The following is a 26,707-nucleotide window of genomic DNA, read 5'->3' on the forward strand; positions in this document are numbered from 1 at the left end:
AATTGTTTTAGTACCTGAAGAGATTAAGTGATTAGAATTTTAAAATCTGCGACGGCAGAATGTATTTTATGATAGTAATATAGAAGCCGGAGATTATCATATTCTTTGGCTTTTTGAGAACATATTATTTTTGCGGATCAATAAATTCTACTTTTAACTGCATGCCGAGACCGCGAGCCAGTCTTTTAAGCATTTCGAGGCTTGGATTGCGTGTTCCTTTCTCGATTCGACTTATGTCGGCTTGTGTAATACCGGTGCGGTCGGACAATTCTTTTTGAGTGAGATTTTGACTCTTACGGGCATCAATCATTGCTTGAATGATGTCGTATTCAGGAGCGAGAGCATCATATTCTTTCTTTACTTCAGGGTTTTGAAGAGCTTTCTTTTTATAATCTTTATAACTACTCATTTGGATACCTTCTTAAGTGGTGCAGAATAAGGCCGCCGAAGGGCAGTGCCATTAGCTTCGAGAAGGTCGATTGTTCGAAGCATCTTTGCGAGCATTTTAGGATCCAGTGAGTCGAGAAATTCTTGCACCGGTTCCGTACCGTCCTCGCGTTTATAAAACTCAATATCCATTTATAGATATTCTTTCAATTAAATTATATGTTGCATACGACATATTGACAATTCTCTATAATTATAACAGAATAAAGAAAATATCGCGAACATGTGTTCAATTTTTTATAGACGCGTGAATTCTGAAATGATATACTGTAACGGCAGTATATCATTTCTTTTTTGTTTGATAGAAGATACTTATCAAATTATCGAGGGGAACTGAGATATGGATTTCAAATTACACTCTGAGTTTAAGCCCACAGGAGACCAGCCCCAAGCAATAGAGGAGTTGGTTAAGGGGTTTAAGGAAGGCAATCAATTTCAGACTTTACTTGGTGTTACGGGATCGGGTAAGACGTTCACTATGGCAAATGTCATAGCGGCGCTAAATAAACCCACGCTGATCATCAGCCACAATAAAACTCTGGCAGGCCAGCTCTATGGCGAGATGAAGGAGTTTTTTCCCGAAAACGCAGTTGAGTATTTTGTATCCTACTACGATTACTATCAGCCTGAAGCGTATGTTCCTCAGACAGATACATATATTGCAAAAGACTCGTCGATAAATGATGAGATTGATAAGCTCAGGCTTTCGGCAACGGCATCACTTTCGGAGAGGAAGGATGTTATCGTTGTTGCCAGCGTATCTTGTATATACGGACTTGGAAGCCCTGATGAATTTAAGGGAATGTCAATTTCACTTCGCCCGGGAATGCAGAAGGATAGAGACAAGACGATAGAAGAGCTTGTTGCGATACAGTATACGAGAAACGATCTTGAGCTCGGAAGATGCAATTTCAGGGTAAGGGGCGATACGATAGAGGTTTTCCCTGCTAATGCGGATGATTATCTGATAAGGATAGAGTTCTTTGGCGATGAGATAGACAGGATTACTGAGATTGAACCTGTCACAGCTAAGGTAAGAAGTGAGCTTTCGCACGTTATGATCTATCCTGCTTCACACTATGTTGTTCCTCAGGAGAAGATCAACATGGCGTGCGTTGAAATTGAGAAAGAGCTTGAGGAACAGATCAAGTTCTTTAAGGGAGAGGACAGACTTATTGAAGCCCAGAGAATCTCTGAGCGAACCAATTTTGATATAGAGATGCTTAAGGAGACGGGCTTTTGCTCGGGAATTGAGAACTATTCAAGACACCTTAACTTTATGGCGCCTGGTGAACCGCCGCTTACTCTTTTGGACTTCTTTGACAGAGATTTCCTGATAATCGTTGATGAGTCGCATATGACGATTCCGCAGGTCGGTGCTATGTATCACGGAGACAGGAGCAGGAAACTTACGCTTGTTGATTATGGATTCAGGCTTCCGTCTGCGCTTGATAACAGACCGCTAAATTTTGAGGAGTTCGAATCGCACATTGACCAGATGCTCTTTTGCTCCGCTACTCCGGGAAAATATGAGGAAGAGCATGAACTTCTAAGAACCGAGCAGGTAATAAGGCCTACGGGACTTCTCGATCCCGAGATTTCCGTACGCCCTGTTGAGGGACAGATTGACGATCTCATAGGTGAGATTCGTACAGAGATAGATAAGAAGAATAAGGTTCTTGTGACTACGCTCACCAAGAGAATGGCTGAGGATCTGACAGAGTACCTTGCAGAGTCGGGAATAAGGGTAAAATACCTTCATTCCGATATCGATACGCTTGAAAGAGCTGAGATAATCAGAGATATGCGTCTTGATGTCTTTGATGTTCTTGTCGGAATCAACCTTTTGAGAGAGGGACTTGATATTCCTGAAATATCACTTGTTGCGATAATCGATGCGGACAAAGAGGGATTTCTTCGTTCGGAGACGTCGCTTATTCAGACAATCGGACGTGCTGCGCGTAATGCGGAAGGACACGTTATCATGTACGCCGATAATATGACGGAGTCGATGCAGAAAGCCATCGATGAAACGGCGAGAAGACGTAAGATACAGGAAGAATACAATAAGGAACACGGAATAACTCCGCAGACAATAAAGAAGGCGGTAAGAGAGCTTATCGCAGTTACCAAGGCTATCGCCAAGGAAGAAGTTAAGTTTGAAAAAGATCCTGAGGCAATGGATAAGGATGAACTTGAGAAACTTATCGGACAGGTTCAGAAGAAGATGAAACGTGCGGCCACAGAGCTGGATTTTGAAACGGCGGCGACACTCAGAGACCAAATGATTGAACTCAAGAAAATATATAATGATCTGACGGAAGGTAAATAACCTGAGATAGGTGACAGGAGATAAATATATGCCGGATAACAGTAGAATGACAAAAAAGAATACGACAGCAAAGAGAATTCTTCCCACGGATATTCATGATTACATCAGAGTCCGCGGTGCAGATGAACATAATCTTAAGCATGTGAGTGTTAAGATCCCGAGGGAGACTCTGACAGTTTTTACGGGACTGTCGGGATCGGGTAAGTCTTCACTTGCTTTTGATACTATTTTTGCGGAAGGTCAAAGAAGGTACATGGAGTCGCTTTCATCTTACGCAAGAATGTTTCTGGGACAGATGGATAAGCCTAATGTCGAGAGAATCGAAGGACTTTCTCCTACAATCTCGATTGACCAGAAGTCCACTAACAAGAATCCCAGATCGACTGTGGGAACGGTTACCGAGATATACGATCATTTCAGGTTGTTGTATGCAAGAATAGGTATACCGCACTGTCCGAACTGCGGAAGAGAGATAAGAAGACAGACGGTTGATGAGATGTGCGACCAGATCATGGCTCTCGGTGACGGAACCAAGCTCCAGCTTCTTGCACCTGTTGTAAGAGGCAAAAAAGGTGAGCATGCCAAGACTCTGGACAGGGCAAAAAGAGCGGGTTATGTCAGAGTAAGAATTGACGGAAGTCAGTATGAGCTTTCTGAAGAAATCAAGCTTGATAAGAACATCAAGCATAACATAGAAGTAATAGTTGACAGAATTGTCATAAGAGATGACAACGAGAATCTAAGGAAGAGACTTGCCGATTCAATAGAGAGTGCCCTGCAGCTTGCGGAGGGACTTCTTACTGTTGATGTGGTGGATGGAAAAGAGCTTAATTTCAGCCAGAATTTTGCCTGCCCCGATTGTGGGATCAGTATTCCCGAGATTGAACCCAGAAGTTTTTCGTTCAATAATCCTTTCGGAGCCTGCCCTGACTGTGCGGGACTTGGATATAAGATGGAGTTTGACGAAGATCTCATGATCCCCGACAAGACTCTTTCAATAAATGACGGATGTATCGTTGTTATGGGATGGCAGTCTGCAAATAAGGAGGGAAGTTTTAGTAATGCGACTTTGAAAGCGCTTGCCAAAGCTTATAAATTCAGCCTTGATACTCCTTTCTGCGATCTTCCCGAGAAGGTAAGACATATGCTCATACACGGAGCTGACAAGACTGTCAATGTTCACTACAAGGGTTCAAGAGGTGAGGGTGATTACCCGATTCTTTTTGACGGACTTATCAAGAATGTTGAACAGAGATACAGAGAGACTTTTTCTGAGACGGCGAAGGCTGAATATCAGGAGTTTATGAGAATCACGCCCTGTCAGCTTTGCGGCGGACAGAGGCTTAAGAAGGAATCACTGGCGGTTACCATAGACGATAAGAATATCTATGAGATCACATCAATGTCGGTTGATGAACTTCAGAACTACCTTGAAAATCTCAAACTTAGTGAGCATCAGGAACTTGTCGGTGCACAGGTTCTGAAAGAAATCAGGGCGAGAGTGGGATTTCTTGTGGATGTAGGATTGGGTTACCTTTCGCTTTCGAGAGCCACGGGAACACTTTCAGGCGGCGAGGCACAGAGAATAAGACTCGCTACACAGATCGGTTCGGGTCTTTGCGGAGTATGCTATATCCTTGATGAGCCGAGTATCGGACTTCATCAGAGGGATAACGATAAGCTTCTTAATACGCTTAAGAATCTCAGAGACCTTGGAAATACTCTTATTGTAGTAGAACATGATGAAGATACTATGAGAGAGGCTGATTATATCGTCGATGTGGGACCGGGAGCGGGCTCAAGAGGCGGTAAGATCGTTGCTACGGGAACTGCCGAAGATATCATGAAAGTTGAGGAGTCGATAACCGGCCAGTATCTGGCAGGCAAACTTAAGATTGACGTTCCGGAAGTCAGAAGAGAGCCGAAGGGATGGCTTAAGGTGCTAGGTGCGAGTGAGAATAACTTAAGAAATATAGATATTGATGTTCCGCTTGGCGTACTTACCATAGTTACGGGAGTTTCGGGCTCCGGAAAGAGCTCTTTTGTCAATGAGATACTCTACAAGCATCTTGCGAGAGATCTTAACAGGGCTAGATGTATACCCGGAAAACACAAGGGAATTGAAGGGCTTGAGCAGGTTGATAAGGTCATTGCTATAGATCAGTCGCCTATCGGAAGAACTCCGAGATCAAACCCTGCGACATATACGGGCGTGTTTGATATGATAAGGGATCTTTTTGCAGGTACCCCCGATGCGAAAGCAAGAGGATACAAGAAGGGAAGGTTCTCGTTTAACGTTAAAGGCGGAAGATGTGAAGCCTGCGGCGGTGACGGAATTATCAAGATTGAAATGCATTTCCTTCCGGATGTATATGTTCCGTGTGAGGTCTGCGGAGGAAAACGTTATAACCACGAAACTCTTGAAGTCAGATATAAAGGAAAGAATATTTATGATGTCCTTGATATGACGGTTGAAGAGGCGCTTACTTTCTTTGAGAATGTTAAGACGATTAAGAGAAAGATACAGACTCTTTACGATGTGGGACTTGGATATGTTAAGCTTGGACAGCCCAGTACAGAGCTTTCAGGTGGTGAGGCGCAGAGAATAAAGCTTGCGACGGAGCTTAGTAAGGTGGGAACGGGCAAGACAGTCTATATTCTTGATGAGCCTACGACGGGACTTCATTTTGCCGATGTTCAGAAGCTTGTGAAGATAATGCATGAGCTGGTAGAACAGGGAAATACGGTTGTTGTTATCGAGCATAATCTGGATGTCATCAAAACAGGAGATTACATCATAGATATGGGACCCGAGGGCGGTTCGGGCGGCGGAACGGTTGTTGCGTGCGGCACGCCGGAAGAAGTTGCTAAGTGTAAGAAGTCATATACCGGAGCATACATAAAAAAGATGTTGAAAAAATAATGATTAATTTTAGTATGGTATTTCCCGAAATGCGCGTAATTTAGGTGTTTTCGAAACTCTTTTTTGAGCACATGGCTAAAATACTTAAGATTTTAACAGGATACTTAAGTTTTGATAGGAAATGTCCGATATTAATAGAGGTAGCCCCTTTTAAATCTTTATAAGATGGTTTATAATGGCAATGTATTATTAACATTTTATTATCCGCACTTATGCGCTAAAATAAATGACACACAGTTTTGAAAGGGGTACCTTAAATTATGCAGTATGCAGACATCGGAATTGATTTAGGAACGGCATCTGTTCTCGTTTACATAAGAGGCAAGGGAGTAGTTCTTAAGGAACCTTCTGTAGTAGCTTATGACAGAGACACAGAGGAAATCAAGGCAATCGGTGAGGATGCGAGGCTTATGCTTGGCCGTACACCCGGTAATATTGTTGCCGTAAGACCTCTGAGACAGGGAGTTATCTCTAACTACAAAATCACTGAGCAGATGATGAGATACTTCATTAAGAAGGCTATCGGAAGGAAAATTCATAGAAAACCTTTTATCGCTGTATGTGTTCCCAGTGGAGCTACGGAAGTAGAGAAGAAAGCCGTAGAAGATGCTACAAGACTTTGCGGTGCGAGAGATGTTAAGACTATCGAGGAACCTATTGCAGCAGCGATCGGAGCAGGAATTGATATTACAAAGCCTTGCGGAAACATGATTGTTGATATAGGTGGAGGTACATCTGATATTGCAGTTATCTCACTCGGCGGAACGGTTGTAAGCACATCCGTTAAGGTCGCAGGAGATGATTTTGATGAGGCAATTGTTCGTTACATGAGAAAGAAGCACAATCTTCTTATCGGTGACAGAACTGCCGAAGATATAAAGATTAAGATCGGTTCAGCTTATCCGAGACCGGAAGATGATTTCCTGGATGTAAGAGGACGTAACCTTGTTACAGGTCTTCCCAAAACTGTAAGAGTATCTTCTGAAGAGACAGAAGAGGCACTCAGAGAGCCTACATCTCAGATCATCGAGGCTATTCACAGCGTTCTTGAGAATACACCTCCGGAACTTGCAGCGGATATTGCTGACAGAGGAATAGTTCTTACAGGTGGCGGAGCACTTCTTCGCGGACTTGAGGATCTTATCTATTCCAAGACCGGAATCAATACTATGACAGCAGAGGATCCTATGACAGCGGTTGCCATCGGAACCGGCCGTTATGTAGAGTTTATTGTAGGTTATCATCAGGATTGATGATCTGCGATAATATATATCAAGGATTGAACTATAAAGAATAACCAGGACGGTATGAGGGAAAGAGAATGGTAAAAGGTCTTTATACTGCTTACACAGGAATGATCAACGAGCAGCACAGAATGGATGTGCTGACCAACAATCTTGCCAATGCCAACACAAACGGTTTTAAGAAGGAAGGCACAACATCACAGTCTTTCAGTGATCAGCTTGCGCTTAAAATTAAAGATTATACTGATGCCCCGTTCACTGCGCGTGGACTGGGCATTATTAATCCCGGTGTAAAGATTGGCGAAGGCTATGTTGATTGGTCCGAAGGTCCTATGAAAGAGACCGGAAACAAATATGACATGGCTATCGGCGGATATGGTTTCTTTGGAATCGAATATACGAACAAGGCTAAGAATATTGAGAGAGATCTTCCGAATCAGACCAATATAATGTATACCAGAGACGGTAACTTTACGGTTACAGCTGAGGGAGAGCTTGTTACTCAGGACGGGGACTTTGTTCTTTCACAGGACGGAGGACATATTGAACTTGATCCGTCACTTCCCGTAGAAGTCAGCATGAACGGTAATATCGTGCAGGACGGTGAGGTTGTTGCCCAGATTGGAATATTTGATTTTGAGAAGACAACATATCCTGACGGACGTATCTCATATGACAATCTTGAGCACTACGGAGAAAATATGTATATTCCCGTAAACGGAGCCAATCCTATAGAGGGAACGGGACGTGTTTACTCGGGATTTTTGGAGCAGTCAAATGTTTCTGTTGTTGATGAGATGGTAAACATGATCGCGGTTCAGAGAAACTACGATACAAACCAGAGAATGATCACAACAATCGATGATACACTTGATATTGCTGCAAATCAGCTTGGCAGACTTTCATAATTTTTTGATCGATTAAAAAATTTATACTTTTTTTATAAAGTATCACGGCCTTTGTGTCGATACATACCAAAGAGAGGGAGGTATGTCTATGGTTAGAAGTTTATGGTCAGCGGCAACAGGAATGAATGCCCAGCAGACAAACGTAGATACTATATCGAACAACCTTGCAAACGTTAATACAGTCGGATATAAAGCTCAGGGAGCACAGTTTAAGTCTCTTTTGTATCAGGAGCTTCAGACAGTTACAACTACAGCAAACGGCGAGCCTAAGCCAACCAATTCACAGGTAGGTCTTGGTACCCGTACATCTTCAATAAATCAGTTCTTTAAACAGGGATCTTTGCAGAACAACGAAAATCCTGCAGCTCTTGCTATAAGCGGTGACGGTTTCTTCGCTTACACAGCAGCTGACGGAGAGACTGTTCAGTACACCAGAAACGGTAATTTCACATGGGCTCTTCAGGAGACAGGCGGAACAACTCTTGAGCTTACAACAGCTGAAGGTAATCCGGTTCTTGGAATTGACGGCAATCCTATCGTGGTTGACGGAAATGCTTTAGCGAGCAGAATTGAGATTGGCGGAGACGGTAAGATCTATTATCCCGATGATGAGAGCGTTCCTCAGGCAATCGGACCTCAGATTGGCCTTTGGCAGTTCCGTAACAGGGAAGGCCTTGAGAGAGTGGGCGGAGCAGCTTGGCAGGAGACTGCAGCAAGCGGAGAACCTATTCTTGAAGCTGAGGCAGCCGGAGAGGTTAAGCTTAGCACAATTGAACAGGGATATCTTGAAGGCTCCAACGTTAATGTTGCAACAGAGATGGTAAATCTTATCGTTGCACAGAGAGCTTACGAGATGAACTCAACAGCAATCCAGACGACAGACGAAATGATGCAGACTGCAAATGGTCTTAAGAGATAATTGATGGAGAATAGCCATGGCAGGATTTGATATCAGTGGTATAAATGCAACGGGCATAACTGAATATGCGATGCGTGAGAGTAAGAATGCCTCTACAGAAGCTCTTAAAAATAAGCTCGAGCAGACAAATGAGAAGTCATCCGATGATGAACTTTGGGCTGCGTGCAAGGGCTTTGAGTCATATTTTCTTGAGCAGATATTTAAGGAAATGCAGAAATCCGTAGATGCTCTTAAACCTGAAAAGTCAGATAATTCAACATCTACTCTGGTTGATTTTTTCAAAGATCAGACACTTCAGGACGTATGTGCTACATCTGTTGATAAGCAGAGCAACGGATTTGCTCAGATGCTCTATGAGAATCTCAAGAGAAATTATGACATTCCGGAGGCTACGACTGAGAATAATACAGAGGGATCCAATTCTTAAGAAATCTTAAGAATCGGATCCTTTTTCTTATGCTATACTATTCACTATGGAAAAAGAAAACGTTAAGGGATATATTGAGCATTTTATTTACAGAAATGCGGAAAATGGATATTCGGTGGCTAATATTGTCACGGAAGATGATGAGATCACCTGCATAGGGAATTTCAAGGATGCGGATGTCGGAGATACTTTGGAGATGGAGGGAGTGTATGTTGAACACCCTGTCTACGGCCATCAGCTCAAAGTGGATTCTTATAAGATAGTTGTACCTGACGACGCGGTCTCAATGCAGAGATATCTTGGATCCGGAGCGATAAAGGGAATAGGAGAAGCCCTTGCCGCAAGGATCGTCAAAAAATTCGGATCGGATACATTCAGAATAATAGAAGATGAGCCTGAAAGACTTGCTGAGATCAAGGGAATCAGCGAGAAGAAGGCAATTGATATATCTATCCAGATGGCGGATAAAAGAGAGATGCGCGATGCGATGATCTTTTTGCAGCAGTATGGAATAACAAATGCTATGGCAGTTAAGATATACAACAGGTACGGAACTCAGATTTACGGGATTATAAAAGAAAATCCGTACAAGCTTGCGGATGACATAGCCGGAATTGGATTTAAAATAGCAGACGATATTGCTGAAAAAGTTGGCATTTGCGTAGATTCAGAGTATAGGATCAGGAGCGGTATCATGTACACTCTTTTACAGGGGACGATGGATGGAAATACTTATCTTCCTATGAAAGAGCTTGCATATAAGACATCGCTTCTTTTGCAGAATAGTCCGGAGGATGTAATTGATACGGATGACATAATGACGCAGATCCAAAACCTTATCATGGACCAAAAGCTTGTGTGTAAGGGTGAAGACAATGTGTACGCATCGTCTTATTTCTATGAGGAACAGGGATGTGCGGCTATGCTGCACGGTCTTAATATATCGGAAAAGATCGGCCCTCAGGAAGAGGAACTTTATAAAAAGCGCATCTTGGAAATTGAGCACAAAAAGGGGATCGAGCTCGACGACCTTCAGAGAGATGCGGTCATAAAGAGTATTGCAAACGGAGTGGTAATAATAACCGGAGGACCCGGAACAGGTAAGACCACTACTATTAATACAATAATAAACTACTATGCTTCGGAAGGACTCGATATCATGCTTGCAGCACCCACAGGACGCGCAGCTAAGCGTATGACTGAGGCTACAGGGTACGAAGCAAAGACGATTCACAGACTTCTCGAAGTTACAGGTCAGGTCGAGGATGATGACGAGAGTCGTCAGGGCGTAAAGTTTGAGAGGAACAGAGATAATCCGCTTGAAACGGATGCGCTTATAATCGATGAGATGTCCATGGTTGACACACATCTCTTTAACGCACTTCTAAGGGCGCTTGTGCCCGGAGTTCACCTGATACTTGTTGGTGACAGTTCACAGCTTCCGAGCGTAGGACCGGGACAGGTTCTCGGGGATCTGATATCAAGCGGCAAGTTTCCTACGATCTTTCTTAAGAAGATATTCAGACAGGCGGAAGAAAGTGACATTGTAATGAACGCTCACAGAATCCACAGAGGAGAGAAGCCTGTTCTGGATAATAAGAGTAAGGATTTCTTTTTCTTGGAGAGAAATGACGCCGATGTCATATATAAGCATATGATCCAGCTCATAAGGGATAAACTTCCCGGATATGTCAAAACTTCGCCATATGACATTCAGGTTCTTACGCCGATGAAAAAAGGTCCGCTCGGTGCGATACAGCTTAACCTCGTTCTTCAGAAATATCTGAATCCGCCTGATTCTTCCAAGAAAGAGCATGCATACGGTGACCTCATCATAAGAGAGGGCGACAAAGTAATGCAGATAAGGAATAATTATCAGGCTAAGTGGGAAGTTGTCGGCAAATATAATATTCCTGTTGATTCCGGAATGGGCGTGTACAACGGAGATATGGGAATTGTCAAAGAAATAAATGAATATTCTCAGGATATCGTAGTGGAATTTGACGAACACAGAAGAGTAAGGTATCCTTTTTCCGAGCTTGATGAAATAGAACTGTCTTATGCAATAACGATACACAAATCCCAGGGCAGTGAGTATCCGGCGGTCATTTTGCCTATTCTCGGCGGACCCAGGATGCTTCTTAACAGGAACCTTCTCTATACGGCTGTTACAAGAGCCAGGAGCACGGTCTGCGTCCTCGGAAGCAGTAAGACGCTCTGCGAAATGACGGAAAATGAAGAGCAGCTTAAGAGATATACGGGACTTGCGGATAGGATAAAAGAAATATTTGATGCAGACAGTAACTAAAGAAATAAAAGACATATTTTGTGTGGTAAAAGAAATTGTATACCCCGGAAGATGTCCTGTATGCGACGGAATATTAAATACTTTTGAGATTAGAAACGGCAGGATAAAAAGAGGGCGTCTTATTCATGAAGACTGCATAAAAAAGATCAAGTTTGTAAAAGCTCCGACATGCATAAAATGCGGAAAAGGACTTACGGGTGCGGATGCTGACAGAGAGTATTGCGATGACTGCGCAAAAATGAAGCATGCGTACGACAGAGGCTTTTCTCTTTTTCAATATAGGAGTGTTTCCGGATCTGTTTACAGATTCAAGTATATGGGAAGGCAGGAATATGCGGATTTTTATGCAAGGGCAACCCAAAAGGCTCTTGGGAAGAAGCTTTCCGGTCTTGGCATAGATCTGATAGTGCCTGTTCCCATGTACGCGCGCAAAGAGGCAGAGAGAGGATACAACCAGGCTGAGGTCTATGCAAGGAAAGTGTCTGAAATGCTTGATATACCAATGAAAGCAGACCTCATACAAAGAACCAGAAACACTTTGCCCATGAAGAATCTGGATGTCCGCGGGCGGCGCAATAATTTGAAAAAGGCTTTTAATATACAACGAAATGATGTAAAATTTAAGTGCATACTTATTATCGATGACATCTACACAACGGGAAGTACCATTGATGAGATTGCCCGTTTGTTAAGATTGGCCGGAGCTGAAAAAGTTTATTTTTTAACACTCGCAATCGGGCAAACTACATAGTCTAGCGGAGGTTATGTATATGAACTTACGAAATTGTTCCAGATGTGGCAAAATGTTCAATCATATCGGTGGTCCTACGATATGCGATCAGTGTAAGAAGGCTATTGAAGAGGATTTCCAGAAGGTTAAGCAGTACATCCAGGATAATCCCAGCGCCAGTCTCAGGCAGATCGCAGACGATAATGAGGTTTCCTCTAAGCAGATTCAGCAGTGGATACGTGAAGAGAGGCTTATGTTTTCAGAACACTCACCAATTCAGCTTCAATGCGAGAATTGTGGAGCGTCAATTTTAACAGGAAGATTCTGTGCTAAATGTAAGACATCAATGGCAAACAATCTGGCGACCAGCTTCTCAAAGCCTAAACAGGTTATGCAGGAGCAGATTAAGAAAGACAACAAAGCCGGAATGCGTTTCCTGGATACTTAAGGAGCAAAGATGTTAAATGAAGAGAAAGTCATTTTGATGACCAAGATGGCTGCATTTATTGATCGTGAAGGAAAAAATAATGACGCGATAAACTCTTATTTTAAGAGTGATTACGTGGCTTTTAATGTTATAAAGTCGCTTATTAGTGCAACAATTGTTTTCGCAGTATTTATCGCTGCATATGTTTTATACGATTTTGAAAAAGTGTTATCTGATGTATATAATACGGAAAATCTTATTGCAACCGGCAGGAGGTGGCTAATATACTACCTCCTGCTTGTTGGCGTGTATTCGCTTGCTTCATATATAATATATTCTTATCGCTATTCCAGAATGCGAAGGAGTATGAGAGCATATTATGAAAATTTAAAGAAACTGGCAAGAATGTACGAAAAGGAACAGTGACATGACTTCATTATTGGAATTAAAGATTTATATCAAAAAATTTTATATTAAAAACGAGGTTTACATTAGCTACGCGTGGAAATTCCTTTTGGCACTTATCACAATCTGCATAATAAACAGCAAATTGGGATATATGGACAGCCTTAAGAATTTTGTGATAGTTCTGATGGCATCGCTGCTGTGTTCTATTCTCACGCCTAATTGCATAGTATTTATCGCGGCGTTATTTATCACGGGACATCTTTTTGAATTGTCTTCGGAATGTGCACTTTTCGCACTTATAGTGTTTGTGCTTATGTTCCTGTTGTATTTCAGGTTTTCGCCTAAAGATACACTTGCGGTTCTTTTGACCCCGCTGTTTTTCTTTATGCATATACCGTATGTGATGCCTTTGGCTATGGGACTTTTGGGTGGACCTACATCAATGGTATCCGTATCATTCGGACTTATAATTTCATATATGCTTGCGTTCTTCTCCAAGAACTCACAGTCTTTCGGAAGTGAGGGTGTGGAGGAAGCTGCAAATGCATTCCAGTCTGTAATAACAGGATTGTTGGGTGATAAAGCAATGCTCGTTTCGATAGTTGCATTTTCAATAACTATCGCTATTGTATACGCTATCCGCAGATCTTCTGTTGATAAATCATGGAAGATTGCAATTATTGCCGGAGCAGTTTCACTTATTATGTGTACTATGATCGGAGATCTTATCTATGATACACAGATGTCGCTCGGCGGAGTTGTTGTCGGAACAATTATTTCCGCACTTCTTATGTTTGTGGTTGAGTTTTTTGCATTCAATCTGGACTACAGCAGGACTGAGAAAGTTCAGTTTGAAGATGATGAATATTATTATTATGTAAAGGCGGTACCAAAGGTTACAGTTTCTACGCCGGAAAGGAAGGTTAAGAAGATCAACCGTGCAATGGATCAGCACAGGTGATTTTTAAAGGATTGATATGGAAACAGTTCAGCAGTTTTTTGATCTTGAAGCGTTTCGTATACCTTCCGTGAGACCTACTGATATTCTGGAGATACTTATTATCGCGTTTCTGGTTTATCATGTTTTGTTGTGGGCAAAAAACTCCAGACTTTGGTCAATGCTTAAAGGCGTAATAGTCATTATTGCATTCATCTTGTTTGCGGAATTTTTCCAGATGAATACAATATTGTGGATTGTTGGAAATTTCTTTAACGTTATCATCATAGTAGTAGTTATTATATTGCAACCTGAGCTTCGAAGAGCGTTGGAAGAACTTGGAAGAAAAAACTTCTTCTCCAATGCATTCTTCTTCGGAGATATGAAGTTCCAGGAGCGTTTTTCTGATAAGACACTTAATGAGATTGTAAGGGCCTGTGTCGAAATGTCAAAAGTTCGTACGGGAGCACTTATTGTTATTCAGCAGGATTTTTCACTTACTGAATTTGAGAGAACGGGTATAGCTGTTGACGGAATTGTTACGAGTCAGCTTCTTATAAATATTTTTGAACATAACACACCTCTTCATGACGGTGCTGTAATAATACGCGGAGACAGAGTTGTATCCGCAACATGTTACCTTCCTTTGTCAGACAACATGGGAATTGGTAAAGAACTTGGAACCAGACACCGTGCTGGTATCGGTGTATCTGAAGTGACTGATTCACTTACTATCATTGTTTCTGAGGAAACAGGAAAGATAAGCGTTGCATATGAAGGCGAACTCGATAAATCTGTTGACAGTGACAGACTAAGAGACAGGCTTAAGGTTTTGCAGAACAAGCATGCGGAAGAAACGCATATTAAGCACTTTGCCAGAAAGGCCAGGGTGAAGAGATGAAGAAAATCATGTCAAATTTTGGGCTTAAGCTTGCTTCGCTGGTATTTGCTGGTGTTATATGGTTGTCTGTGACAAATAATCAGGACCCTCAGATTTCAAGGCAGATCAGAGATGTTCAGGTCAAGATTGTCGATAACAGTAACTATTTAAAGAATAATAATCTTGTCGGATGGGCAGTGGATTCATCAGATCTTAGCCAGAGCGTAAAGGTCAAAGGAAAGAAATCTATAGTTGATACATTGACCAACAATGATATAAAACTGGTAGCGGATTTAAAAAATTTGCCTGTTCAAGGTACCGACAGCACAGTAAGAGCAATACCTATTGAAGCGGTGGTAGAGAACAACAACGGTACTGATATCGTAGATATAGAATTAAGCAACGATAAGTTGGAGTACAACGTTGAAAAGAAGATAAGTAAGACGCTTGAACTCAAGCCTGTTCAGATCGGACATCCCGATGATAAATATATTGTCGGTGATAAAGCAATTGAGCTTGATCAGGTTAAGATAGAAGGCCCCGAATCGGTGGTCAACAATGTTACGAAAGCAACAGCGGAGATAGATGTAGCGGGACTTACACGTACAATGAACGTAACCGCCAATATCGTACTTCGTGATAAGAATGATGAAGTTGTCGAGACAAATGATGTTGATGCTTCACGTGTAAAGATCATAAATAATAATGGAAAACCCACTGTAAGGGCGGAAGTTGAGATACTTGAAGGTAAATTTGTGCCGATCAGGTGTGTTGTATCGGGAGAACCCGCAGACGGTTATGCGGTTACCGGAACAGTGAGCACGCCTGATAAGGTTCAGATAGCAGGTGATTCAAAAGTTATATCTAAGATAAAAGAGATCACGATAAACGACTCTGAGCTTGATATAGCGGGTAGAACACAGGATCTTAACTATACCGTGGAACTTGATAAATATCTTCCCGACGGCGTTCGTTTCGGAGAGGATTCAAAAGCAAAAGCAACGGTAGTGGTAAGTATCGGTAAGTTATCATCCAAAAACTTTGCGGTTGATATAAAGAATATTGGTGTTGAGAACCCTGTTCAGGGATATGATATTAAAGTTGATACCAATGAATATGATTCCGTAGCGCTTACTCTTCTTGGTTTGGATTCTGCGCTTGCGGCTGTTGATGAGAATGCTTTGAAAGGTTCCGTTGACGCTACGCAGTTAGTCAAAGAAAACGGCACAGAAACACTGAGAGACGGTGTTTACAGTGCAAAAGTTAAATGGAACAACCTTCCTGAAGGGGTTAAAGCTTCGGACGACGTTGAAGTATACGTTCGTGTTAATAAAACTAATTAAATGAGGTTATTTCGATGGGCAGATTATTTGGAACAGATGGTGTAAGAGGCGTAGCAAATGATGAGTTGACACCGCTTCTTGCAATGCAGCTTGGACAGGCAGGAGCCTATGTTCTTTCAAAAGAAGTTAACCACAGACCAACCATAATGGTGGGATGTGATACAAGATTATCGGGAGATATGCTTGCAAGTGCACTTATGGCAGGTGCATGTTCTGTAGGTGCAGATGTAGTAAATGTAGGAGTTATCCCTACTCCCGCCGTTGCATATCTTACAAGAAAATACAGAGTTGATGCCGGTGTAGTTATTTCGGCTTCACATAATCCGATGGAATTTAATGGGATAAAGTTTTTTGATGCAAATGGTTATAAGCTTCCTGATGAACTTGAGGATGAGATTGAGGCACTTATAAAGAACAATATGGAAGGCGTTAAGATGCCTACAGGTGCCGGAGTCGGCAAGATCAAGAACAGAAGTGATGCAAAAGAAGAATATATAAATCACAATCTTAGAGCAGTTGATATCAGCCTTGCAGGAATGAAGATCGTAATGGACTGCGCAGAGGGTGCTTCGTATTATACTTCTGTTGAGGCAATAAGACAGTTAGGCGCAGAAGTTGTAGTGATTCACAACAATCCCGACGGAACCAACATTAATGCGGGATGCGGCTCAACTCATATGGAAGAGCTTATGGGAAGAGTTGTTACCGAGAAGGCAAATATCGGACTTGCTTTCGACGGAGATGCTGACAGATTCCTCGCTGTTGATGAAAAAGGTAAGATGGTCGACGGTGACGAGATAATGGCTATTATCGGTAAGTTTATGAAGGATAACGGTAAACTTGCCAAGAATACAATCGTTGCCACTGTAATGAGTAACCTTGGATTCTTTAAGATGGCAGAGAGAGAAGGCATCCAGGTGGATAAGACTAAGGTCGGTGACCGCTATGTGCTTGAGCATATGAAAGAAATCGGTGCGAACCTTGGTGGAGAGCAGTCGGGACATATCATTTTCCTTGATGACAATACTACCGGAGACGGTCTGTTGTCGGCTTTGCATCTTCTTGAAGTTATGGTAGTTACAGGCAAACCGCTTTCAGAACTTTCACAGGTCATGGAAGTAATGCCTCAGGCATTGGTAAACGCGCATGTTCCTACACACAAGAAAGATGCGTTCATGGAATATCCGGAGATTGCAAGTGCTATCGCAGAACTTGAAAAAGAATTTGCGGGAGACGGAAGAGTGCTTATAAGACCTTCGGGAACAGAACCGCTTGTAAGAGTAATGATCGAAGGTAAGGAGCAGACTAAGATTGATGAAGAAGCTAAAAAGCTTGCGAAGTTGATCGAGGAGGTTATGTTATAAATGGTTAGTAAGAAGGTAGTCATTACAAACCCTACAGGTTTGCACTTGAGACCTGCGGGAAATCTTTGTAAAGTGGCTATGAATTTTAAATCACATATAACTTTTTCGTACGGTGACAATGTTGCCAATGCAAAAAGTGTTTTGAGTGTTCTCGGCGCTTGCGTTAAATGCGGCGACGAACTTGAGTTTAATTGTGAAGGCCCCGATGAAGAAGAAGCCATGAGTGCAATGGTTGAAGCAATCGAGGGAGGACTTGGCGAATAAGCCGTACATGTGATAATATATGTCACATGCGCAGATTGACAAGAATATAAGGCGGACGGCAGTTATGCCGTCCGTTTGCTAAGTTAACTACAAGATTAATATATACAGGAAGTAAAAGGGAGTAGCGATGGATAAGATAATTGTTACGGGATGTAATGGACAGCTTGGAAGAGCGATAAATAAGGAACTTGGAGCAACAGGAAAATATGAGATCGTAAATACCGATGTGTTTGAGGGAGAGGGAATTATTCCTTTGGACATTACAAATGTTGATTCCGTAATTAAGCTTGTTAAGGACGTTAAGCCCAAGGCAGTGATAAATTGTGCTGCATATACCGCAGTAGATAAGCAGGAGAGCGATGTTGACCTCTCATATAAGATTAATGCCATTGGACCAAGAAATCTGTCTATAGCATCAACAGAGGTTGGTGCAAAGCTTGTACATGTGTCTACCGACTATGTATTTGCGGGAAATGCAACAAAACCATACACAGAGTTTGATGCCACAGGCCCTGTGAGTGTTTATGGTAAGACAAAACTTGCCGGAGAAGAGTTTGTAAAGCAGTTTGCGAAAAACTACTTTATTATCAGAACCGCATGGCTTTACGGAGACGGCAAGAACTTTGTAAAGACAATGCTTAAACTGTCTGAGAATCACGACGAGATAAGCGTTGTAAACGATCAGCTTGGTAATCCTACAAGCACGACTGAGCTTGCAAAAGCTATTCATTATCTTATGAATACGGAGAACTACGGAATTTTCCACGGAACATGTGAAGGCGATACAAACTGGGCTGATTTCACAGAAGAAATTTTCAGAATTGCAGGAAAGAAAACTAAGGTCAATCATGTGACCACAGCTGAATATCAGGCAAAGAATCCTCAGTCCGCCCCCAGGCCGGCATACAGCATTTTGGAGAATTATATGTTGAAACTTACAACAGACTTCATGTTTGCAGACTGGCACGATGCAATTGAGCAGTACCTTAAGGAACTTTTGTAATAATAGTAAAATTAAGCAAAATAGAGGTTTGAATGCAGTTTTGGAATGACATACTGGGTAACAAAGTATTGGTTGCTGCTTGTAGCGGATGGTTTGTTGCACAGGTACTTAAAACAATATTATATGTGATTGTAAATAAGAGCTTTAATCCCGAGAGACTTATGGGTGATGGAGGAATGCCCAGTTCACATTCCGCGACGGTCATGGCAGTCGTTTCATCAACATGCGTGTTGTACGGAGCAAGTTCATTTGAATTTGCTATTTCGGCAGTTCTTGCGCTTATCGTAATGCATGATGCAATGGGAGTAAGATGGGAGACAGGCATTCAGGCTAAGGTGATTAACAATATGATGGATTGGTTCCTTCAGCTTGATAAGGATATACCTGTAGAAGAGAAGCTCAAGGAGTTTGTCGGACATACTCCTATGCAGGTTCTCTTTGGAGCTTTACTTGGAACATTGATAGGCTATTTGATGACTATTTGATTATCTAATGGATCGGGGGCTAGTTGCAGCATGTTATCAGTTGTTCTTATTTGGTTGTATGTCATTGTAACAACATACCTGATAGGATATGGTTTCATAAATATTATGCTGTCTTTTTCAAAGCGTGGTAAAGCTATGCAAAAAGGCGGTGAAAAAGCCTACCGATTTCATTCTCACACCGGCTACATAATGAGCGGTGTCTTGATTTCAACAGTTTATGCACAGATCTGGAGTATATTTGACAAAGTTGAGTTGAATTGTCATGTTTTTCTAATGTTCTTCGCTTGTATCTTTGGTGTTGTTTACAGGGATAAAATGAGTGAAGAACTCAGGATGCTTCTTCGAATTATCCGTTCATACAAAAGCAGAATACTTTACCTGGTCGTTTTCTTTTTGATGGCTTACGGAACTTCAAGCGGAATCATGCATTATGATTCCGACCTTTATCATGCGCAGGCTATTAAGTGGATAGAAGAGTACGGAGTGGTAAAAGGACTTGGAAATCTTCATGTAAGACTTGCATATAACAGTGCTGCGTTTCCGCTTTCTGCGCTCTTTAGCATGAAATTTCTGCAACTTGACCGGTCTTATCATGTTATGGCCGGATTCTTTGCACTTGTCCTTGCGTGGGAATGTGTTGAGTTAAAGAGCATTATACGGAGAGGAAATATCATAATATCCGATTTTGCAAGACTTGCTGCGATCTATTATCTTTTTGGAATATTTGATGAGATGGTCGCGCCTGCATCAGACTACTTTGTTGCAACGCTGGTATTTTATATAGTGATCAAATGGCTTGACCTGTATGTGCGACACGAGCATTCATATGTGCCGTATATCTTCCTGACCTTTTTAAGCGTCTATGCAACAACTATAAAGCTGGTAGCGGCTCCGCTTATGCTGGTGGCTACCATTCCGATATACAGACTTTTGAGCAACAGGACAAAACACAAACTTCAGGTTTTCTATTCATCAATTCTGGGGGCGCTTATCATTGCTGTTCCGTTTTTTGTGAGAAATGTGATCATATCGGGATGGCTGATGTATCCTGTGACTGCAATAGATCTTTTTGACGTTGACTGGAAGATTCCAAAGGGCGTTGCGGAATATGACGCGCTTGAGATAAAGACATTCGGAAGAGGCTTTTCGGATGTGCCGAATCATGTGCATATGTCATTTACAGAGTGGTTTCCGAAGTGGTTTTCGGATCTTTCATCCTTTAATAAAATGGTCATTATTCTGGATGTTGTGGCTATTTTTATATATGTACTTCTTTCAGTCCACTATATTCTGGTGGATGCCAGGGAAGGAGCACTTGGTGATAAAAAAATCACCGGAAAAATATTTGATATCAAAATGCGAAGCATGCTTAGGACAGGTGACTTTTTCGCTATCGGCGGAACAATGATAACGTGCTTCCTTTTCTGGATGGCAAGTGCTCCGCTTATAAGATACGGTATTGTATTCGCGCTACTTACAGCTGTAGTCATTCTGGGAAGAGTAGTTATCCTTATCATAAATAAATTCGATAAGCGCAAAAAAGAAGTCTTTTTCAAGAGCTTCACCGCCGTAGTGCTTTTATGGATTACATTCAAAGGTGTTAATCTCGTCGCTGAAGCAGAAAAAAGATTTAATCCTTTGTATCTTTTAAAACAACAGGACTACGGAGTATACGAAGTTAAACCCTACGAAGTAAACGGAGTCACATTCTATTATCCGACAGAAGGCGACCGCGTAGGCTACGAGCCATTCCCGTCCTCCCCTGAAAACCTCACAGGAAAGCTGGAATTCAGAGGAGACAGAATAGAAGACGGATTCAAAAAAGCAAATTAAGCATCGAGAAAAAATAAGAATTATGGTAAGCTGAATGCCCGGCTATAGAATAGCCACAGGTACATTTATCTGAATATGGGAGCATTCGGATAAATATACCTGTGGCCACTAAGGCGGACATCAGCGCTCCGCGCGCATAGGATTTTCAAGGAAATCTTTGTAGGCAAGCTTGATACCGTCATCAAGCTCAGTTTTGTAGGTCCAGCCAAGTGCTTTTGCTTTTGATACGTCAAGGAGCTTTCTGGGAGTTCCGTTCGGCTTCGAAGGATCCCATCTGATCTCGCCTGTGTAGCCGATGATCGAAGCAACTTTCTCTGTGAGCTCTTTTATCGTGAGCTCTTTTCCTGTACCTGCATTGACAGTCTCATCGCCGCTGTAGTTATTCATAAGGAATACACAGAGGTTTGCGAGATCGTCTACATATAAGAATTCTCTCAAAGGACTTCCGTCGCCCCAGCATGTTACATAGGGGAGATTCTGTTCCTTTGCCTCATGGAATCTTCTGATAAGTGCCGGAAGAACATGAGAGTGAGTGGGATGGTAGTTGTCATTAGGTCCGTAAAGGTTTGTGGGCATTACGGAAATATAATCGGTTCCATACTGCTTGTTAAGGTACTCACAGTACTTAAGTCCGGATATCTTAGCAAGAGCATATGCTTCATTTGTTTTCTCAAGAGAAGATGTCAGAAGGCAATCCTCTTTCATCGGCTGAGGAGCCATTCTGGGATATATGCAGGATGATCCGAGGAATTCAAGCTTTCTACATCCGTTCTTCCATGCTGCGTGTATAACGTTCATCTCAAGGATCATGTTCTCATACATGAAATCAGCGAGAGCTTCGGAGTTACCCATGATTCCGCCAACTTTGGCAGCTGCAAGGAAAACGTAGTCGGGCTGTTCTTCTTCGAAAAATTTCTCAACAGCATCCTGTCTTGTAAGATCAAGCTCTTTGTGGGTTCTTGTAACTATATTGAAATAGCCCTGGTTTTTGAGCTCTCTGACAATTGCGGAACCAACCATTCCTCTGTGTCCCGCAACATATATTTTGTCATTTTTCTCCATCATGTTATTCGCCTCTTTCTTTGATTACTTATCAATACCTTTTTCAAGAAACTCTGCGAGATTAAATTCAACATGCTCGTTGGCTCTTTCAACCGCAACTTTGGCCATATCGTGTTCAACCATGATCTTAACGAGCTCTTCAAAAGATGTTGTCTGAGGATTCCAGTGGAGTTTTTCTTTTGCCTTAGTGGGATCGCCCCAGAGATTAACAACGTCTGTAGGTCTGTAGAAATCGGGTGATACTTCAACAAGTACCTTGCCTGTTGCTTTGTCATAACCCTTTTCTTCAGCGCCTTCGCCCTTAAATTCAAGCTCGATTCCTGCATAGTGGAAAGCAAGCTGTGCAAATTCACGGACTGAGTGCTGTACACCTGTTGCGATAACAAAATCTTCGGGTTTGTCATTCTGAAGAATGAGCCACATACATTCTACGTAATCTTTTGCGTAGCCCCAGTCACGAAGGCTTGAGAGATTACCGAGATAGAGCTTGTCCTGTTTACCCTGAGCGATACGTGATGCGGCAAGAGTGATCTTACGTGTAACGAAGGTCTCTCCGCGGCGCTCTGATTCGTGATTAAAGAGGATTCCCGAGCAGCAGAACATATTGTAAGCTTCTCTGTACTCTTTTACGATCCAGTAGCCGTAAAGCTTGGCAACAGCGTATGGACTGTATGGATGGAAAGGAGTGTTCTCATTCTGGGGAACTTCTTCAACCTTTCCGTATAATTCTGAAGTTGATGCCTGATATATTCTACATGTATCTGCAAGACCACACTGACGTACAGCTTCAAGAACTCTTAATACGCCGGTAGCGTCAACATCTGCCGTAAACTCAGGCGAATCAAAAGATACCTGCACATGTGACTGTGCTGCGAGATTGTATATCTCGTCAGGTTTTACTTTAGAAACAACGCCAAGGATACTCATTGAATCTCCGAGATCTCCGTAGTGAAGATGGAAGTGAGGCTTTCCTTCAAGATGCGCGATTCTTTCACGAAAATCTACAGAAGATCTTCTGATGACTCCGTGCACATCATATCCTTTCTCCAAAAGAAATTCTGCAAGGTAAGAACCGTCCTGTCCTGTTATACCTGTAATAAGTGCTGTTTTACCCATGTGTACTCCTAAATTTTATGATAAATTCTTCTTATTAAGTGTTTATTTTATCATAGTTTATCACTTTTTAACATGGGACATCAAATTTTTGTTCGTTGAAAGACAGGCGCTTTAAGTGTAGAATATTGAATAGGACTGCGCATTTATACATTTTTAAGACAGGACGATTTGGAGAAAAATTATGAAACTTTTGAGCGTTATAGTTCCTTGTTATAACGAGCAGGAAAACATACAGGATTTTTACGACGAACTAATGAAGAACGAAGCTTTTTTCAAAGAGCGGGATGTCGATATTGAGCTTGTCTATGTAAATGACGGTTCGACGGATAAGACTGTAGATATGGTAAAAGAGCTCAATAATAAGGACAAACGTGTTAAGCTTGTCAGCTTTTCAAGGAATTTTGGAAAAGAGGCGGCTATATATGCGGGACTTGAAAAGACGGCGGGAGACTACGTTGTTATAATGGACTGCGATCTTCAGGATCCGCCGGCGCTTCTGCCTGAAATGTATAAGGCTGTTGAGGAAGAAGGATATGACAGCGTGGCTACAAGGAGGGTAAACAGAAAAGGTGAGCCTCCAATCAGATCATTTTTTGCAAGGATGTTCTATAAGATGATAAACAGAATGTCCAAGACTGAGATTGTTGACGGTGCAAGAGATTATAGATTTATGACAAGGCAGTTTGTTGACGCGGTGCTGTCTGTTAAGGAATACAATCGTTTTTCCAAGGGAATATTCGGATGGGTAGGCTTTAAGAATAAGTGGATTGAGTTTGAAAATGTGGAGAGAAGAAAGGGTGAGACTAAGTGGTCTTTCTGGAAGCTCTTTATATATGCGGTTGACGGAATAATGGCGTTTTCAACGATACCGCTTTCGTTTGCGGCATTTACGGGATTGTTTTTCTGTTTGTTTTCTTTTGTCTTCATAATATTTACGATATGGAGAAAGTTGGCATTTGGCGATGAAACAAACGGATGGCCTTCGCTTGTGTGTATAATCTCACTTATAAGCGGAATACAGCTTTTTTGCATAGGAATTGTAGGTCAGTATCTTTCCAAGACCTATACCGAGGTGAAAAAGCGTCCTTTATATATAGTTAAAGAGGAAATTTAATGGTAAGTATAGTAGTACCCGTATACAATGCGGCGAGATATATCAGGAAAACTATCGACATGGTATGTGAGCAGACCTACAAGGACTGGGAACTCATCCTTGTTGATGACGCATCGCCTGATAACAGTGCGGAGATCATATCCGATATAATAGAATCAAGCGGAAAGAGAATAAGACTTATCAGAAAAGAGAGAAACGCCGGAGCTGCAGAAGCCCGTAACACGGGAATTGATGCATCGGCGGGAAGATATATCGCATTCCTGGATGCGGATGATGTCTGGATGCCGGATAAGCTTGAAAAGCAGATAGCATTCATGGAGAAAACAGGAGCGGCATTTGCTTTTCATTCATATGAGTTTGGCGACGGACTTGCAAGACCTACGGGAAAGATAGTTCATGTTCCCGAGACAATGAATTTCAGACAGGCACTTTCAAGAACGGTTATATTTACAACTACTGTCATGTTCGATACGGAAAAGATCGACATGGAGATCATACATATGCCGGATGTTCCGAGTGAGGACACAGCCACATGGTGGAGAATACTTAAGAGTGGAATAGTCGGTTACGGACTTGATGAGAATCTTGCAATATACAGAAGACCACCAAAGTCGCTTTCATCTAATAAGTTTATTGCAATAGAGAGAATCTGGTTCCTGTACAGGAATATAGCTAATCTGTCGGTTTTGGAGTCATTATTTTATTTTGGAGGATGGGCGCTCAGAGCAACGCTTAGAAGGCTTTGATTGTCTGTAAAAGATATGAAACATAGTGAATCTGTAAAAAGAATTATGGTTTTATTGCTGGGGGCAGTAGGACTTGCCATGCAGACCGCAGTATATGCCTGGTCTTGGTATATGGTTTATTACCCAATCTTACATGATTGGAGAAGATATATTATAAAAGATGATGGTAATTATGGTGGTGATGAGTATATGGGTAGAGGTATTACCTATAGTTTTTGGGGACATATATTTACCATACTTCTTTATTTCGCGTTATTGGTAGTTGTTGCTAATGCGTATGGCGGTCTTAAGATAGGCTATCTGAAGCCTATGGATGTATTTATGTCACAGGCTTTCACGCTTCTGGTAGTAAACGTCATTACATATTGTCTGTTTTTGATCATCAAGGTCAATTATGTTGATGTATTTCCGCTGCTTGGAGTATTTCTTATCCAGCTGGTTATTTCTTTTGTCTGGGCATACATCACAAATTACATTTACATGTCGATATTCCCGCCGAGAAAACTCCTTCTCATAAACGGAGAATATGCGGCTGATGATATCATTGCAAAATTCAACACAAGAAAAGATAAATACAGGATCATCAAGAAGATGAACATTTCTGAGGGCATAGAAAAGATATATAAAGAATGCCTTGAAGATTATGACGGAGTTATTATCTGGGATGTTCCAAATCAGTATAGAAACGGGATTGTTAAGTTCTGCTACGGAAATAACAAGAGAGTCTATGTCATGCCTAAGATAACAGATGTTCTTCTTAAAGGCTCGACGCAGCTTCATCTTTTTGACTCACCTGTTTTCCTTTTGAGAGATTATTCCATTAAGGTAGAGCAGAGATTTTTAAAGAGAGTTATGGATATTGTGCTTGCTCTTGTACTCATAATTATCAGCTCACCTTTTATGCTTTTCACCGCTATTGCCGTAAAAGCATATGACGGAGGTCCTATCCTCTATAAGCAGGTCAGATGCACCATTAACAGGCGAGAATTTAAAATCATGAAATTCAGAAGTATGCGTGTTGATGCTGAGAAAGACGGTGTAGCAAGACTTGCTTCCAAGAACGATTCAAGAATAACCCCTGTAGGCAGCTTCATCAGAAAGTGCAGATTGGATGAGCTTCCTCAGTTATTTAATATTCTTAAGGGTGATATGTCATTTATTGGACCAAGACCTGAGAGACCTGAGATTATAAATCAGTATCTTAAGGATATGCCTGAGTTTGCTTTCAGAACAAGGGTAAAAGCGGGACTTGCGGGTTATGCGCAGATTTATGGCAAATATAACACTACGCCTTATGACAAGCTTAAGCTTGACCTTACATATATAGAGAATTATTCTATCTGGCTTGATATTAAGCTTTTACTGCTTACTCCAAAGATCATGCTTACGCCGGACAGTACCGAAGGTATTGAGGATGATCAGACAACAGCTATGAAGAACTCATAATGCGCAGAGAAACTGCGGATTACAGGGCAGATTGTGTAACT

The 26,707-nt window shown here is 41.8% G+C and carries 24 protein-coding genes; 21 read left to right on the forward strand and 3 right to left on the reverse strand.

What is annotated here, in order from left to right:
- Positions 1–124 precede the first annotated feature (124 nt).
- Positions 125–409: a helix-turn-helix domain-containing protein gene (locus DL92_RS0116345; protein ID WP_026668316.1), complete on the reverse strand. Its 285-nt coding sequence runs from the start codon at positions 407–409 to the stop codon at positions 125–127.
- Between the two features lie 378 nt (positions 410–787).
- Here DL92_RS0116345 and uvrB point away from each other — a divergent pair, with 378 nt between their 5' ends.
- The 18 genes from uvrB (at position 788) to DL92_RS0116440 (ending at position 21,182) form a co-directional block, all read left to right on the forward strand.
- On the forward strand, positions 788–2,779 hold the full coding sequence (gene uvrB, locus DL92_RS0116355) for an excinuclease ABC subunit UvrB (RefSeq protein WP_026656596.1): 1,992 nt from the start codon (positions 788–790) through the stop codon (positions 2,777–2,779).
- 46 nt (positions 2,780–2,825) lie between these two features.
- Positions 2,826–5,702 carry an excinuclease ABC subunit UvrA gene (gene uvrA / locus DL92_RS0116360; RefSeq protein WP_051625399.1) on the forward strand — a complete coding sequence of 959 codons (2,877 nt, stop codon included), beginning with the start codon at positions 2,826–2,828 and terminating at the stop codon, positions 5,700–5,702.
- A gap of 260 nt (positions 5,703–5,962) precedes the next feature.
- Positions 5,963–6,955: a rod shape-determining protein gene (locus DL92_RS0116365; RefSeq protein ID WP_026656599.1), complete on the forward strand. Its 993-nt coding sequence runs from the start codon at positions 5,963–5,965 to the stop codon at positions 6,953–6,955.
- Positions 6,956–7,023: 68 nt separating this feature from the next.
- A complete protein-coding gene (locus tag DL92_RS0116370; protein WP_026656600.1) occupies positions 7,024–7,854 on the forward strand; it encodes a flagellar hook-basal body protein in 831 nt (276 codons plus the stop codon).
- Between the two features lie 88 nt (positions 7,855–7,942).
- Complete coding sequence (locus DL92_RS0116375) at positions 7,943–8,773, forward strand: flagellar hook-basal body protein (protein WP_026656601.1); 831 nt, start codon at positions 7,943–7,945, stop codon at positions 8,771–8,773.
- Positions 8,774–8,789: 16 nt separating this feature from the next.
- Entirely contained in the window at positions 8,790–9,200 is a 411-nt protein-coding gene (locus tag DL92_RS19770; RefSeq protein ID WP_051199173.1) for a hypothetical protein, read from the forward strand.
- 46 nt (positions 9,201–9,246) lie between these two features.
- Positions 9,247–11,508, forward strand: a complete 2,262-nt coding sequence (gene recD2 / locus DL92_RS0116385) for an SF1B family DNA helicase RecD2 (protein ID WP_026668318.1) — start codon at positions 9,247–9,249, stop codon at positions 11,506–11,508.
- Entirely contained in the window at positions 11,492–12,259 is a 768-nt protein-coding gene (locus DL92_RS0116390) for a ComF family protein (RefSeq protein WP_051625396.1), read from the forward strand. Before recD2 ends, DL92_RS0116390 begins: the two co-directional genes overlap by 17 nt.
- A 19-nt stretch (positions 12,260–12,278) precedes the next feature.
- Positions 12,279–12,686 (forward strand): flagellar protein, encoded by a 408-nt coding sequence (locus DL92_RS0116395; RefSeq protein ID WP_026668320.1) that lies wholly within the window; start codon positions 12,279–12,281, stop codon positions 12,684–12,686.
- Positions 12,687–12,695: 9 nt separating this feature from the next.
- The gene (locus tag DL92_RS0116400; protein WP_026656605.1) at positions 12,696–13,091 is read left to right on the forward strand and encodes a hypothetical protein; all 396 of its coding nucleotides are present in this window, start codon (positions 12,696–12,698) and stop codon (positions 13,089–13,091) included.
- 88 nt (positions 13,092–13,179) lie between these two features.
- Complete coding sequence (locus DL92_RS19775; protein WP_242838981.1) at positions 13,180–14,034, forward strand: hypothetical protein; 855 nt, start codon at positions 13,180–13,182, stop codon at positions 14,032–14,034.
- Between the two features lie 16 nt (positions 14,035–14,050).
- Positions 14,051–14,911, forward strand: a complete 861-nt coding sequence (gene cdaA / locus DL92_RS0116410; protein ID WP_026668321.1) for a diadenylate cyclase CdaA — start codon at positions 14,051–14,053, stop codon at positions 14,909–14,911.
- Entirely contained in the window at positions 14,908–16,233 is a 1,326-nt protein-coding gene (locus DL92_RS0116415; RefSeq protein WP_026668322.1) for a CdaR family protein, read from the forward strand. Before cdaA ends, DL92_RS0116415 begins: the two co-directional genes overlap by 4 nt.
- Positions 16,234–16,247: 14 nt before the next feature.
- Positions 16,248–17,597, forward strand: coding sequence for a phosphoglucosamine mutase (glmM, locus tag DL92_RS0116420; RefSeq protein ID WP_026656609.1), 1,350 nt, complete (start codon positions 16,248–16,250; stop codon positions 17,595–17,597).
- A complete protein-coding gene (locus DL92_RS0116425) occupies positions 17,598–17,861 on the forward strand; it encodes an HPr family phosphocarrier protein (protein ID WP_026656610.1) in 264 nt (87 codons plus the stop codon).
- Between the two features lie 127 nt (positions 17,862–17,988).
- A complete protein-coding gene (gene rfbD, locus DL92_RS0116430; RefSeq protein ID WP_026656611.1) occupies positions 17,989–18,864 on the forward strand; it encodes a dTDP-4-dehydrorhamnose reductase in 876 nt (291 codons plus the stop codon).
- A gap of 32 nt (positions 18,865–18,896) precedes the next feature.
- Positions 18,897–19,349 (forward strand): divergent PAP2 family protein, encoded by a 453-nt coding sequence (locus DL92_RS0116435; protein WP_026656612.1) that lies wholly within the window; start codon positions 18,897–18,899, stop codon positions 19,347–19,349.
- Positions 19,350–19,379: 30 nt separating this feature from the next.
- Positions 19,380–21,182, forward strand: a complete 1,803-nt coding sequence (locus DL92_RS0116440; protein WP_026668323.1) for a DUF8201 family protein — start codon at positions 19,380–19,382, stop codon at positions 21,180–21,182.
- A 120-nt stretch (positions 21,183–21,302) separates the two neighbouring features.
- Here DL92_RS0116440 and DL92_RS0116445 read toward each other — a convergent pair whose 3' ends face one another.
- On the reverse strand, positions 21,303–22,244 hold the full coding sequence (locus DL92_RS0116445; protein ID WP_334291141.1) for a GDP-L-fucose synthase family protein: 942 nt from the start codon (positions 22,242–22,244) through the stop codon (positions 21,303–21,305).
- 24 nt (positions 22,245–22,268) lie between these two features.
- Positions 22,269–23,360 carry a GDP-mannose 4,6-dehydratase gene (gene gmd, locus DL92_RS19780; protein ID WP_051625397.1) on the reverse strand — a complete coding sequence of 364 codons (1,092 nt, stop codon included), beginning with the start codon at positions 23,358–23,360 and terminating at the stop codon, positions 22,269–22,271.
- A 181-nt stretch (positions 23,361–23,541) separates the two neighbouring features.
- Between gmd and DL92_RS0116455 the strand changes: the two genes are divergently transcribed.
- From DL92_RS0116455 to DL92_RS0116465, 3 genes are read left to right on the forward strand one after another with little or no spacing between them, the layout of a single operon-like run.
- On the forward strand, positions 23,542–24,474 hold the full coding sequence (locus DL92_RS0116455) for a glycosyltransferase family 2 protein (protein WP_026656616.1): 933 nt from the start codon (positions 23,542–23,544) through the stop codon (positions 24,472–24,474).
- Positions 24,474–25,220, forward strand: a complete 747-nt coding sequence (locus DL92_RS0116460; RefSeq protein ID WP_026656617.1) for a glycosyltransferase family 2 protein — start codon at positions 24,474–24,476, stop codon at positions 25,218–25,220. The genes DL92_RS0116455 and DL92_RS0116460 overlap by 1 nt, the downstream gene beginning before the upstream one ends.
- Positions 25,221–26,666 carry a sugar transferase gene (locus tag DL92_RS0116465; RefSeq protein WP_026668324.1) on the forward strand — a complete coding sequence of 482 codons (1,446 nt, stop codon included), beginning with the start codon at positions 25,221–25,223 and terminating at the stop codon, positions 26,664–26,666.
- Positions 26,667–26,707 lie beyond the last annotated feature (41 nt).

Source organism: Butyrivibrio sp. AE2005, from assembly GCF_000686965.1.
Classification (GTDB): Bacteria; Bacillota; Clostridia; order Lachnospirales; family Lachnospiraceae; genus Butyrivibrio; species Butyrivibrio hungatei_A.

Bases quoted from the DNA above. Each gene is read 5' to 3' on its own strand.
- DL92_RS0116400 (WP_026656605.1), top strand. From the start codon at position 12,696: ATGTTAAATGAAGAGAAAGTCATTTTGATGACCAAGATGGCTGCATTT.
- DL92_RS0116455 (WP_026656616.1), top strand. From the start codon at position 23,542: ATGAAACTTTTGAGCGTTATAGTTCCTTGTTATAACGAGCAGGAAAAC.
- DL92_RS0116345 (WP_026668316.1), bottom strand. From the start codon at position 409: ATGAGTAGTTATAAAGATTATAAAAAGAAAGCTCTTCAAAACCCTGAA.
- uvrA (WP_051625399.1), top strand. From the start codon at position 2,826: ATGACAAAAAAGAATACGACAGCAAAGAGAATTCTTCCCACGGATATT.
- DL92_RS0116435 (WP_026656612.1), top strand. From the start codon at position 18,897: ATGCAGTTTTGGAATGACATACTGGGTAACAAAGTATTGGTTGCTGCT.
- DL92_RS0116390 (WP_051625396.1), top strand. From the start codon at position 11,492: ATGCAGACAGTAACTAAAGAAATAAAAGACATATTTTGTGTGGTAAAA.
- DL92_RS0116445 (WP_334291141.1), bottom strand. From the start codon at position 22,244: ATGGAGAAAAATGACAAAATATATGTTGCGGGACACAGAGGAATGGTT.
- DL92_RS0116460 (WP_026656617.1), top strand. From the start codon at position 24,474: ATGGTAAGTATAGTAGTACCCGTATACAATGCGGCGAGATATATCAGG.
- gmd (WP_051625397.1), bottom strand. From the start codon at position 23,360: ATGGGTAAAACAGCACTTATTACAGGTATAACAGGACAGGACGGTTCT.
- DL92_RS0116425 (WP_026656610.1), top strand. From the start codon at position 17,598: ATGGTTAGTAAGAAGGTAGTCATTACAAACCCTACAGGTTTGCACTTG.
- DL92_RS0116365 (WP_026656599.1), top strand. From the start codon at position 5,963: ATGCAGTATGCAGACATCGGAATTGATTTAGGAACGGCATCTGTTCTC.
- DL92_RS0116415 (WP_026668322.1), top strand. From the start codon at position 14,908: ATGAAGAAAATCATGTCAAATTTTGGGCTTAAGCTTGCTTCGCTGGTA.
- DL92_RS19770 (WP_051199173.1), top strand. From the start codon at position 8,790: ATGGCAGGATTTGATATCAGTGGTATAAATGCAACGGGCATAACTGAA.
- DL92_RS0116375 (WP_026656601.1), top strand. From the start codon at position 7,943: ATGGTTAGAAGTTTATGGTCAGCGGCAACAGGAATGAATGCCCAGCAG.
- cdaA (WP_026668321.1), top strand. From the start codon at position 14,051: ATGGAAACAGTTCAGCAGTTTTTTGATCTTGAAGCGTTTCGTATACCT.
- DL92_RS0116395 (WP_026668320.1), top strand. From the start codon at position 12,279: ATGAACTTACGAAATTGTTCCAGATGTGGCAAAATGTTCAATCATATC.
- uvrB (WP_026656596.1), top strand. From the start codon at position 788: ATGGATTTCAAATTACACTCTGAGTTTAAGCCCACAGGAGACCAGCCC.
- DL92_RS0116440 (WP_026668323.1), top strand. From the start codon at position 19,380: ATGTTATCAGTTGTTCTTATTTGGTTGTATGTCATTGTAACAACATAC.
- recD2 (WP_026668318.1), top strand. From the start codon at position 9,247: ATGGAAAAAGAAAACGTTAAGGGATATATTGAGCATTTTATTTACAGA.
- glmM (WP_026656609.1), top strand. From the start codon at position 16,248: ATGGGCAGATTATTTGGAACAGATGGTGTAAGAGGCGTAGCAAATGAT.
- DL92_RS0116370 (WP_026656600.1), top strand. From the start codon at position 7,024: ATGGTAAAAGGTCTTTATACTGCTTACACAGGAATGATCAACGAGCAG.
- rfbD (WP_026656611.1), top strand. From the start codon at position 17,989: ATGGATAAGATAATTGTTACGGGATGTAATGGACAGCTTGGAAGAGCG.